Origin of the sequence: Microcystis sp. M109S1, assembly GCF_020247025.1 — a bacterium.
Taxonomy (GTDB): domain Bacteria; phylum Cyanobacteriota; class Cyanobacteriia; order Cyanobacteriales; family Microcystaceae; genus Microcystis.
The window spans coordinates 17,650-28,462 of the sequence record NZ_JADBRW010000068.1 but is presented as its reverse complement, the minus strand read 5'-3'; the positions used below and the strand labels follow the sequence as shown (position 1 = coordinate 28,462).

Genomic DNA, 10,813 nt, shown 5'->3' with positions numbered 1-10,813 from the left:
TGTCAGTCTGTAGAGCGACCATAAGACCAGAACAGAGTAAATCTGTTAAGGCAGGTGCGAAACCCCGCAAGGGAAAGAAGCAGAAACCTAAATCGTGAGGTTTGGGAATCACCGTCCGTTTACGGCGGTGAGGATGTCAAAGTTTCCCTAGATGTGTTAGCGGCAGTAGTGCCGAAAAGCAATTTCTTGGCTGGGTTAAAGACAATTCATCGACATCTATCTTAACTATAAGTTAAATTAATATTTAACAAAAATCGGCTTAAGGCTAAAAAAACAATTAACATTATGGCTCCAAATGCTTAGTAGTGGTTAGTTTAGCTAGATTGTAGATCGATGAAATTATCTAGAGATCGAGCAAGGAGCGTCAAGAATTCCAGGTTAGATATATAAGTAAATTTTATTTTAAGTTTATTTAAGACTGTCATTACTAATGCAAGGCTGAGTCAGGCAGATTTTCCCGTAGTATCAAAAATGAAACTCGCTCGCATCGTTCACTCTGACTGCGAGCGAGAGGCAATTGTAGAGACTGCCGCTTTCACTAGCATTTAATTAAGAGGAACAACCGATGGCAACTTATAAAGTCACACTGAAAAATGAAGCTGAAGGACTTAATACTACAATTGAGGTTCCCGATGATGAGTACATTCTCGATATAGCTGAAGAAGCAGGACTGGACTTACCTTATTCCTGCCGCGCGGGAGCTTGCTCCACCTGTGCCGGTAAACTTGTATCCGGTAGCGTTGATCAATCCGATCAATCCTTCTTAGATGACGATCAAATTGAAGCGGGTTATGTCCTCACCTGCGTCGCCTATCCTACCTCTGACTGTGTGATCCTCACCCACCAAGAAGAAGCAGCTTTGAAGTAATCTCTCTCAAGATCGTCAGAAAACTCCCGTTAAGTGCTATCTATGGTGCTTAACGGGAGTTATTTTATGGCTCAAAAATTTTTTCCCCTAAACACTTGTGTGTTTTAGCTAAGGGTGCTATGATTGATAATCGTGGAATTAATGGGTCGGTGCCCGAGTGGTTAATGGGGGCGGACTGTAAATCCGTTGGCTACGCCTACGCTGGTTCGAATCCGGCCCGGCCCACCACGATCAATGCCCGTGTAGCTCAGTGGTAGAGCACACCCTTGGTAAGGGTGAGGTCATGAGTTCAATCCTCATCACGGGCTTTTTCTTCCCTGCTCATTCTCAATAAGCCGTTGAAGGATGAGATTAAGTAAGTCTTCAGCAGTATTGCGTTAACACAAGTTCTCCCCTAGCCCAATTAGACATCGATCGCCTAAAATGGTCAAAATTAACTTATTTGTTGGCTCATGTCTCCCCTCGACAACCTCGCTAAACTGTCTCACCTCACCCGCAGAGATGTTCAGAAAAATTGGTTTATCGCTACAGCAGCGGGAAAACCAATTCAACCCGTCACCCTCAATGAAAAACAATACATTATTTGGCCGGCCGGCAGACAAATCCAATATCTAACTCAAAAAATTATTGTCCCCGAACATTTAGCCGGTTATCCTTTAGAGGGAATGGAACTGAGATTAATCTTAACTTGGTGGGCGGAAGATGTCAAAATTTATGTTAATAATCAATTTATCCAAGCAGGAGACCTCTTTGATTCTTCCACGTGCATTTTACTTTCTAACTCGGTCTCTACTGGTCAAGAAATCCTTGTTACTCTCCGTTTAGTCAGTCCCAATCATGATATTGGTGGTTTGATGAAATCGCAGTTAATCTATGAATATAGCCAAGCTATCGATCCTAGTTTTGTTGCTGATGAATTAACCATTCTCCATAATTATCTGCAAACTTTTTATCCTGAAAACTTAGCGGCTTTTACCGCTACTCTCGATAATATTGACTGGGATAATGTCACCAACAAAGATAAATTTAATCGCTCCCTAGAATCAATTCGTCAATCCCTGCAAACCCTCGCTAAACCTCTCAAAGAACGCAGTTTTCATCTTCTCGGCCACGCACATTTGGATCTGGCTTGGTTGTGGCCGTTGGCAGAAACTTGGCAAGTGGCAAAAAACACTTTTATCTCGGTTTTAAACCTCCAGAAAGATTTTCCTGCCCTCATATTTGGTCATTCTAGCCCCCTAATTTACGACTGGATAGAAAAACATCATCCTGACCTGTTTCAAGCAATTCTAGAGGCATATAAAGGGCAATCTTGGGAACTTTTGGGCGGGATGTGGGTAGAACCAGAAGTCAATTTGATCTCCGGGGAATCCCTATTTCGACAACTACTTTATGGACAAAAATATTTTCAAGAAAAATTTGGACAAATCACTGAAACTGCTTGGCTGCCGGATACCTTTGGGTTTCCCTACCAATTGCCACAAATTCTTAAATCTTTTGGCATAAAATATTTTGTAACCGGGAAACTACATTGGAATGATACGACTAAATTTCCCCACGGTTTTTTCTGGTGGCAATCTCCCGATGGCAGTAAAATTCTTTCCCTAATGTCTCCTCCCAATGTTGCCGGAGTTATGGATACTAATCCAATTATTATGACCGATCATGCTCTCAATTGGGAACGGCAAACCGGATTAAAAGATATTTTTTGGCTGCCCGGAGTTGGCGACCATGGCGGCGGTCCGACTCGTGATATGTTAGAGGTGGCCCAACGTTGGCAAAAATCTCCTTTTTTCCCCCAGTTAAAATTTAGCCAAGCAACAACTTATCTGAACAGTCTGGAGACAAATAATCTTCCTATCTGGGATGATGAATTATATCTAGAATTCCATCGCGGTTGTTATACTACCCACGCTGACCAAAAAGCCTATAATCGTTACGGTGAAATCCTCTTGTATCAAGGGGAATTATGGTCTTCTTTGGCTAATATTTTACTAGATATTCCCTATCCGAAAGTCGAGATAGAATCCGCATGGAAAAAGGTTTTATTAAATCAGTTTCATGATATACTTCCTGGTACTTCTATACCCGAAGTGTTTAGGGATGCTAATCAGTTATGGCAGCAAGTTATCAGCACAGGTGAAGCAATTTTAGAGCAAGCTTTACAGGCAATTGCCACTCAAATTAATTTACCTAATCCCCCCCATCCTCAAGCAAAACCTTTTCTAATTTTTAATTCTCTTAACTGGGAAAGAACCGAGGTTATCTCTTTAGCGATAGAATCTGTCAATTGCTCGGTTTATGACTTAAATAATTGTCTCTGTCCCTCGCAATTATCCCACGACAATCAGCTATTATTTCTCGCTGAAAATATTCCTTCTGTGGGTTATAAGTTATTTTGGTTAGTTCCCAATCAGCAAGCAACGGAGAAAAATTTAACTAACTGCCAATTTATTTTAGATAATGGCTTACTTAAAGTTACTATTAACTCGGAAACGGGGGATATAGATAGTATATTTGATATAATTAATCAAAGAGAAATCCTGCAAGCTGCTGGTAATCAATTACAGGCATTTAAAGATCAAGGACAATATTGGGACGCTTGGAATATCGATCCGAATTATCAACAATATCCCTTACCAAAAACAGTATTAAAATCGATCGAATGCTTAGAATGTGGTCCCTTGCGCTGGCAGATTCGCATCATCAGAAGTTTAGCTGATTCGGAATTTTGTCAAGATTATATCTTAGAAAAAGATTCTCCTATTCTCCAGATTAAAACTATTGTTAATTGGCAGCAGGAACATACTTTAGTAAAAACCGCTTTTCCTCTCACCCTAAACAGCAATTTTACCACCTATGAAATTGCCTGTGGTGCGATCGAGCGTGACCACCAAACAGAATCACCAAAATGGGAAGTTTACGGTCATAAATGGGCGGATTTAACCGATAAAGAGGCACAATACGGGGTGAGTCTTTTAAATAATAATAAATATGGCTATGATGCTACTAACCAGCAACTGCGATTAACTCTGTTGAGAAGTCCCCGATGGCCCGATCCCGAGGCGGATCTAGGGAAACAAGAATTTACCTATGCAATATATCCCCATCAAGGTAACTGGAAAACGGCGAAAACTGTCCATCACGCTTGGCAGTTAAACTCACCTGTCAACATTATTTTTATTACTAATTATTATCGATCAACCCAGTTGCCACCCGTGGCACAATGGTTAAAATTCTCGGTTGATAACTTAATTTTAATGAGTTTCAAACAAAGTGAAACATCCGCTCAGAGTTGGGTAATGCGCGTTTATGAATGTCAGGGAGAAAACGCTGTTATTGATTGGCAAAATCAATTAAAATTAACAATAAAAGAATCGATCGACGGTTTAGAAAGAGCGATCGATCCTATGGAGCAAATTTCTCCTTGGCAGATAGCCACATGGTTATTAAAGAATTAATCTTCGTGATCTTCAAAAGGATCGCTTAATTCTGCTGCTGGCGGTCCAAAAGCGGTATAAAGAGCTAAAACGGTAATCCCCACCAAAGCGGCAGCGATCAAAATACCCAAAATTGTTGCAGTTTCCATAAAATAAAATTTGCTTAGATACAGTCCGTATCCTATCTTAACAAGATATAACCGATCTCGCAGCCGACAGCGATCGCTAATCTGGCCGGTTGCATTGCTGTTATCTCATGCCCGATAATGGTGAAAGGATCGACTAAATAGCGATCAAACTAAACTAGAAGAATTATTATGAAGAAACTCCTACAGGGACTAGAAAAGTTCCAGAGTGGTTATTTTGATGAACATCGGCAATTATTTGAGCAACTCTCCCACGGACAAAAACCGAGAATCCTGTTTATCACCTGTTCCGATTCCCGTATCGATCCTAACCTAATTACCCAAGCGGAGGTGGGGGAATTATTCGTAATTCGTAATGCGGGAAATATAATTCCTCCCTACGGAGCAACCAATGGTGGTGAGGGTGCATCTATAGAATATGCTATCAACGCTCTCGGCATCGAGCAAGTGATTATCTGCGGTCACTCCCATTGTGGAGCGATGAAAGGTTTGTTAAAATTGCAGAGTCTGGCCGATGAAATGCCTTTAGTTTACGATTGGTTAAAACAAGCAGAAGCTACTCGACGTTTAGTTAAGGATAATTACAAAGAACTAGAAGGAGAAGAACTGATCGAGGTGACAGTAGCAGAAAATGTTCTCAATCAGTTAAGTAATTTGCAAAGCTATCCAATTATTCGTTCCCGATTACATCAGGGTAAATTATCCCTACACGGTTGGATTTTTCGGATTGAAACCGGCGAAATTCTAGCCTACGATCCAATCCTACACGATTTTGTCGCTCCCCATAGTAAAATTACCCATCCCGAACCAGAAGACAATTTACCCCCTAGTCGTCACCTTCCCAATAGTCATCCCTTCAAGATTTCTGAGGATTATATCAGGACTAATGCGGAGGTAAAAAAAGCGACTCCCGCGGTTAATACTGTGGCGAAAAAGAATGGCTCCTCAACCCAAAAACCGGGCTATAATTATTTAGAACCCTCCCAAGCTGATCGCATTTATCGCGGTTCGAGAAGTTAATTAGGGATTAGAGAAATTCTCTAGAGATGTGCTTATCTAGAGTGGCAGTTAATGGCAAGAGCCTTCCCAGTTGATAATGACCGTAATCCGGGACAATCAGCCTAACATCTGGTGACAGCATCGGCAAGTCAGCAACGCTCAGTGTTAGGAAAGCTAATAGCTATTGCTTTTTACTCAAAAAATATGGTATGATGGAGAACTGTCAGTTTTACGAAAGCCGATGAAAACGGAAGAGATTATCAAATCAATCGAAGCCGAGTATCTCAAGAGCGATCTGCCCATTATCCATGTCGGTGACACGATCCGGGTAGGGGTGCGAATCGTGGAAGGAGATAAAGAGCGGATTCAGCCCTACGAGGGCATTGTCATCGCCAAACGCCATGGCGGTATCAACGAAACGATTACAGTACGCAAAGTCTTCCAGGGTGTGGGAGTAGAAAGAGTCTTCCTGCTCCACTCGCCGCGGGTTGCCAGTATCAAGATCATCCGTCGTGGTAAAGTACGTCGGGCGAAACTTTACTATCTGCGCGATCGGGTTGGCAAAGCCACCAGGGTACAAGAACGTTTTGATCGCCCTCTCTAAAAATTTTCCGGCGACAGCCTAACCAAGAAATTTGCTTAATCGCCAACAACTACGCTATAATAAATAAAGGCCTTAAAAAAGCCAAATAGTTTAGCGAATGGGCGCTCTTAGTTCAGTTGGTAGAACGCAGGTCTCCAAAACCTGATGTCGGGGGTTCAAGTCCTCCAGGGCGCGTTTGGTAATCACCAAGCCGATAACTGCAAAGGACATGATCTAAATGTCTGGGGGTTAGTGTGGGTTGTCCGGTGAAAATGATAAGTTAAGGATAGCTTGAGTATCATTTTAAGGAGTAGCGATCGTGGCCAAAAAAGAAACCCTAGAAAAAGACACGAGCGACAAGAAAGAGGGAAGCTCCTTTCAGGTCAAGGAATTCGTCAATGAAACCAAAGAAGAACTCGCCAAAGTCGTCTGGCCTTCCCGTCAGCAACTTTTGAGTGAATCAGCGGCCGTGATGTTAATGGTGACTTTGGTAGCCACTCTCATCTATCTGATTGATAAATTCTTTGCCTGGGGTGCGGGGAAGGTGTTCCCATGAGTCTAGAAGAAGAACAGTTTCCCGAAGAAGTCAATCTTAGCGGCCTACCGAAAAAACCCCGTTGGTATGCCGTGCAGGTGGCTTCTGGTTGTGAGAAACGGGTCAAAGCTAATTTGGAACAGCGCATCCACACCCTCGATGTGGCCGATCGCATTCTGCAAGTCCAGATTCCCCAAGCGGCCACCGTCAAAGTCCGCAAGGATGGTTCACGGCAACATGGTGAGGAAAAAGTCTTCCCCGGTTATGTCCTGATCAAAATGATCATGGATGATGACGCTTGGCAGGTGGTAAAAAACACCCCCCACGTGATCAACTTTGTCGGGGCCGAACAAAAGCGCCACTACGGACGCGGCCGCGGTCACGTCACCCCGCTACCCTTGAGCCTGTCAGAAGTCGATCGCATCTTCAAACAAGCTCAGATTCAAGAACCCGTCGTCAAAATCAATATGGAAGTTGGCGATCAAATCTTGGTTCTATCCGGTCCATTTAAGGACTTTGAAGGGGAAGTGATCGAAGTTAGTCCCGAGCGCGGCAAACTCAAGGCCCTGCTCTCCATTTTTGGTCGAGATACCCCGGTCGAATTGGAATTTAATCAAGTCGAAAAACAAAACTAAATCATGGCTAAAAAAGTCGTCGCAATTATTAAACTAGCTTTACCTGCTGGTAAGGCTAACCCTGCTCCTCCCGTGGGTCCTGCTTTAGGTCAACACGGGGTGAATATTATGGCGTTTTGTAAAGATTACAACGCTAAAACCGCCGATCAGGCAGGGATGATCATCCCTGTGGAAATCTCCGTTTTTGAGGATCGTAGTTTTACCTTTGTCCTCAAAACTCCCCCCGCTTCCGTTCTCATCCGCAAAGCGGCCGGTGTGGAAAGAGGTTCCAACGAACCCAACAAGAAATTTGTCGCCACCATTACCCGCGACCAATTACGGGAAATCGCCCGGACTAAAATGCCCGATCTTAACGCTAACGACATCGAAGCGGCCATGAATATTGTGGCGGGAACGGCCAGAAATATGGGTGTCAAGATCTCAGACTAAATCTTATTTCGGGGAGAAGTTAAGCTTCGTTATTACCCAAGGAGCAACAAATCAGATGGTAAGAAAAGTTTCACGACGTTTGCGAGATGCCCAGGCTAAGGTAGAAAATAAAGCCTACGAGCCATTAGAGGCACTGACATTATTAAAGGAATTAGCGACGGCGAAATTCGACGAAACCGCCGAAGCTCATATTCGTTTAGGTATCGATCCTAAATATACCGACCAACAACTGCGGACAACGGTAAGTTTACCCAAAGGAACCGGACGCACGGTGCGAGTAGCGGTCATTACTCGCGGGGAAAAGGTACAGGAAGCGAACAACGCCGGGGCCGATATCGTTGGTTCGGAAGAATTAATCGAAGAAATCGCCAAGGGGATGATGGATTTCGAGGTTTTGATCGCCACCCCCGATATGATGCCGAAAGTGGCTAAATTAGGTCGTCAACTCGGTCCGCGGGGTTTAATGCCTTCACCGAAAGGGGGAACCGTAACCACGGATTTAACCGGGGCAATCTCTGAGTTTAAAGCGGGTAAATTGGAATTCCGGGCTGATCGCACCGGTATCGTTCACGTTCAATTTGGTAAAGCTTCTTTTAGTGCCGAGGATCTGTTAGTCAATTTGAAAGCTTTACAGGAAACGGTGGACAGAAACCGGCCTTCCGGGGCCAAGGGGCGTTACTGGCGCACGGTTTACGTTTCTTCCTCCATGGGGCCATCGATTCAAGTGGATATTAGCACCCTGCGGGATCTGAAATTAGCAGAAGGTTAATGACAGTTATTTTTTCTGAAAAAGCCTCCAAGTAATTGGGGGTGTTTTTTGGGGATTTTATCTATTCTAAGATCATTGATTTTCATTTTTGGGTTCTTCTATAATCAATACAGCATGATATTGTCCTTCTTTTAAATTTGAGGGAACTTGTACGGTTAATTGACCTTCGTTGTTAACGAATGCTTCAACCTCAATGGTTTTCATGTTAACATATCTCTCTTCATTTTCTGCTATAATCTTAACGGTAGAAGCATCCTTATCTGCTAAAGACCGAGCATACTTTCCTCTGACTGCACTTTTTAAATGAGACTCCGTTAAAACCTCAGAATAATCATCTAACATTTCATCATCTTTGAGGGTATCATTCATTACTTTGTTCATAGATTTTTCTTTCATGTTTAGTTACTCTCCTAGCACTAATGATTCTGATCTTTCCTTGTCTTTCAGCATGAACAACTAAAAGCAAGCGGTTTTGACTAGAATAACCAATTGTCAAAAAACGATCTTCTAAGATTGAATGAGTAGGATCATCTAAAGTCAAAGAATAGGTATCTTCAAAGACAGTTTTAGCCTCATTAAAAGAAATATCGTGTTTTCTCAGATTTATCTTAGCTTTGTCTTTATCCCATTCAAAATTAGTCGTCATCATCTTAATTATACACAATAAATAAAATAAGTGGTATAAAAATCGCCCACCTTACTATGGTAAACCGTTAGTTAACTAAAGTGCGCTCGCCTTTGGCTAGATACTTTCGGGATCGCTCTATCTTGATGTTTATAGATGTTGGAAAAAAAACAATAAATTTGTGATACTGTTATCATTTTGACAAGTTATTGATGCTCTTTCTCAAGAAGATCGTCTATGATTAGGAACAGGATTAGAACCAAAGAAACAAAAACAAGAACCTTATGCTTGATCAGATTGGGAAACCACAAAAGCACGAAGAACAACCACAGACGACCAAGAGAAGAACGAACTGAACAATTAATGAATGCTTGTTTCCCTAATCTTTCTGGTGCAATTAATTGGGAATTCCGGGCCGATCGCACCGGGATCGTTCAGGTTCAATTTGCTAAAGCTTCCAAAGGCCGCCAAGTAATTGGGGGCGTTTTTTTGGCTTGATCGCCCGATTGATATAGAATCAAAAGGCTACACTCAAGATTAATCGCTTGAATTATTCTCTTGTATCTGTTCTTAAAGCCAGCGTGTGGATTGTAGATTCCCCTAATACCCGTATTTTAGCCCCTTGTGCGATCGCTCTTGGTAACTTTGATGGTTTGCACCTAGGTCATCAAACCGTCCTACAGCCAATTTTTCAGGATGACCCCGCTTATCCCACCGTTGTTAGTTTTACTCCCCACCCGCGTGAATTTTTTACGGGAGAAAAATGGCAATTATTAACTCCTCTAGGGGAAAAGGTGGAGGTTTTAGAGAATTTAGGCGTTAAACAATTAGTTTTACTGCCTTTTTCGGCTGAATTAGCTTCCCTGACTCCCTTGGCTTTTGTCGAACAGATTTTAGTAGAAAAATTACAGGCTAAATCGATCAGTGTTGGTCAAGATTTTCGCTTCGGTTATCGTCGTCAAGGTACAGCCGAAGATTTATTACAGATCGCCTCTCAATTTAATATTAAAGTCGAGATTGTTGGTTTAAAAAACTGTCAGTCGGGTCGGATTAGTAGTTCCCTAATTCGTCAAGCTTTGGCAGCAGGAAACGTTGAGCAAGCTGGGCAAATGTTAGGTCGTCCCTACCGTTTAACCGGTCGCGTGGTCGTCGGGAAACAGCTGGGCAGACAATTAGGTTTTCATACCGCTAATCTACAGGTTCCCCCCGATAAATTATTGCCGCGATTCGGGGTTTATTGCGGTTGGGTGCCTCTTGATGGTTCTCGCTTACCAGCAGTTATGAATATCGGTTATCGTCCCACGATCGAGGGAAAAACTATCAGTGTGGAAATCCATTTATTGGATTGGTCGGGCTATGTATATGATCGCATTTTAACGATGGATTTAGTGCAATTCCTGCGACCAGAACAGAAATTTAATTCTCTCGATCGATTAAAAAATCAGATCGAGATAGACTGCGATCGCTCTCGATTAATTCTAACTTCTGTAACTGACAATTCCTAATATTTTTGGTATTCTCTTTCCACTTTACCCACCGCTTTCAATAAAGGAGAATCGAGGGAATCGATCCAATCAGCTACTTCTCGCGCTAATCCTAGGTTGACAATACCTTGAGACGGCGGTAATTGACCAGCTAAAGCCTGATTTTTGATGCTTTTCAGCACAGAAATTAAACCCTCAATCCGAGTCGATATTTCTGTTTCCCGCATCTGTTCGGCCACGGTAATAGCTTGGTCAATTGATTGAACTAATTCCCTCATGTTCGTTTCCATAATATTCTAG

15 protein-coding genes and 3 tRNA genes are annotated in these 10,813 nt (G+C 42.6%); 14 read left to right on the top strand and 4 right to left on the bottom strand.

What is annotated here, in order from left to right; genetic code table 11:
• Positions 1-54 precede the first annotated feature (54 nt).
• The 5 genes from IM322_RS03200 (at position 55) to IM322_RS03180 (ending at position 4,329) form a co-directional block, all read left to right on the top strand.
• Positions 55-225 (top strand): hypothetical protein, encoded by a 171-nt coding sequence (locus tag IM322_RS03200; RefSeq protein WP_287699176.1) that lies wholly within the window; start codon positions 55-57, stop codon positions 223-225.
• Positions 226-565: 340 nt separating this feature from the next.
• A complete protein-coding gene (locus IM322_RS03195; protein WP_287676194.1) occupies positions 566-868 on the top strand; it encodes a ferredoxin in 303 nt (100 codons plus the stop codon).
• 143 nt (positions 869-1,011) lie between these two features.
• A tRNA-Tyr gene (locus IM322_RS03190) sits at positions 1,012-1,096 on the top strand.
• 8 nt (positions 1,097-1,104) lie between these two features.
• Positions 1,105-1,176, top strand: a tRNA-Thr gene (locus IM322_RS03185).
• Positions 1,177-1,320: 144 nt separating this feature from the next.
• Entirely contained in the window at positions 1,321-4,329 is a 3,009-nt protein-coding gene (locus IM322_RS03180; RefSeq protein ID WP_287676192.1) for an alpha-mannosidase, read from the top strand.
• Here the strand turns inward: IM322_RS03180 and psbN are convergent.
• Positions 4,326-4,457 carry a photosystem II protein N gene (gene psbN / locus IM322_RS03175; RefSeq protein WP_287676191.1) on the bottom strand — a complete coding sequence of 44 codons (132 nt, stop codon included), beginning with the start codon at positions 4,455-4,457 and terminating at the stop codon, positions 4,326-4,328. The genes IM322_RS03180 and psbN overlap by 4 nt on opposite strands.
• A 168-nt stretch (positions 4,458-4,625) precedes the next feature.
• Here psbN and IM322_RS03170 point away from each other — a divergent pair, with 168 nt between their 5' ends.
• The 7 genes from IM322_RS03170 (at position 4,626) to rplA (ending at position 8,404) form a co-directional block, all read left to right on the top strand.
• Positions 4,626-5,474 carry a carbonic anhydrase gene (locus IM322_RS03170; RefSeq protein ID WP_287676190.1) on the top strand — a complete coding sequence of 283 codons (849 nt, stop codon included), beginning with the start codon at positions 4,626-4,628 and terminating at the stop codon, positions 5,472-5,474.
• A gap of 220 nt (positions 5,475-5,694) precedes the next feature.
• Positions 5,695-6,057 (top strand): 50S ribosomal protein L19, encoded by a 363-nt coding sequence (gene rplS, locus IM322_RS03165; protein WP_002738040.1) that lies wholly within the window; start codon positions 5,695-5,697, stop codon positions 6,055-6,057.
• Between the two features lie 101 nt (positions 6,058-6,158).
• A tRNA-Trp gene (locus tag IM322_RS03160) sits at positions 6,159-6,231 on the top strand.
• 124 nt (positions 6,232-6,355) lie between these two features.
• Positions 6,356-6,592 carry a preprotein translocase subunit SecE gene (gene secE, locus IM322_RS03155; RefSeq protein WP_002765998.1) on the top strand — a complete coding sequence of 79 codons (237 nt, stop codon included), beginning with the start codon at positions 6,356-6,358 and terminating at the stop codon, positions 6,590-6,592.
• The gene (nusG, locus tag IM322_RS03150; protein ID WP_286824937.1) at positions 6,589-7,206 is read left to right on the top strand and encodes a transcription termination/antitermination protein NusG; all 618 of its coding nucleotides are present in this window, start codon (positions 6,589-6,591) and stop codon (positions 7,204-7,206) included. The genes secE and nusG overlap by 4 nt, the downstream gene beginning before the upstream one ends.
• A gap of 3 nt (positions 7,207-7,209) precedes the next feature.
• On the top strand, positions 7,210-7,635 hold the full coding sequence (gene rplK, locus IM322_RS03145; RefSeq protein ID WP_079208987.1) for a 50S ribosomal protein L11: 426 nt from the start codon (positions 7,210-7,212) through the stop codon (positions 7,633-7,635).
• Positions 7,636-7,690: 55 nt separating this feature from the next.
• Positions 7,691-8,404, top strand: coding sequence for a 50S ribosomal protein L1 (rplA, locus tag IM322_RS03140; RefSeq protein WP_193959935.1), 714 nt, complete (start codon positions 7,691-7,693; stop codon positions 8,402-8,404).
• A gap of 72 nt (positions 8,405-8,476) precedes the next feature.
• Here the strand turns inward: rplA and IM322_RS03135 are convergent, their stop codons facing one another.
• Both IM322_RS03135 and IM322_RS03130 read right to left on the bottom strand, forming a co-directional pair.
• Entirely contained in the window at positions 8,477-8,800 is a 324-nt protein-coding gene (locus IM322_RS03135; RefSeq protein WP_287676186.1) for a hypothetical protein, read from the bottom strand.
• Positions 8,766-9,053, bottom strand: coding sequence for a BrnT family toxin (locus tag IM322_RS03130; RefSeq protein ID WP_286824939.1), 288 nt, complete (start codon positions 9,051-9,053; stop codon positions 8,766-8,768). Before IM322_RS03130 ends, IM322_RS03135 begins: the two co-directional genes overlap by 35 nt.
• 339 nt (positions 9,054-9,392) lie before the next feature.
• Here IM322_RS03130 and IM322_RS03125 point away from each other — a divergent pair, with 339 nt between their 5' ends.
• Both IM322_RS03125 and IM322_RS03120 read left to right on the top strand, forming a co-directional pair.
• Complete coding sequence (locus IM322_RS03125) at positions 9,393-9,527, top strand: hypothetical protein (RefSeq protein ID WP_287676185.1); 135 nt, start codon at positions 9,393-9,395, stop codon at positions 9,525-9,527.
• An 83-nt stretch (positions 9,528-9,610) separates the two neighbouring features.
• Positions 9,611-10,534: a bifunctional riboflavin kinase/FAD synthetase gene (locus tag IM322_RS03120; RefSeq protein WP_287676184.1), complete on the top strand. Its 924-nt coding sequence runs from the start codon at positions 9,611-9,613 to the stop codon at positions 10,532-10,534.
• Here the strand turns inward: IM322_RS03120 and IM322_RS03115 are convergent.
• The gene (locus IM322_RS03115) at positions 10,531-10,803 is read right to left on the bottom strand and encodes a hypothetical protein (protein WP_287713094.1); all 273 of its coding nucleotides are present in this window, start codon (positions 10,801-10,803) and stop codon (positions 10,531-10,533) included. The genes IM322_RS03120 and IM322_RS03115 overlap by 4 nt on opposite strands.
• Positions 10,804-10,813: the final 10 nt, after the last annotated feature.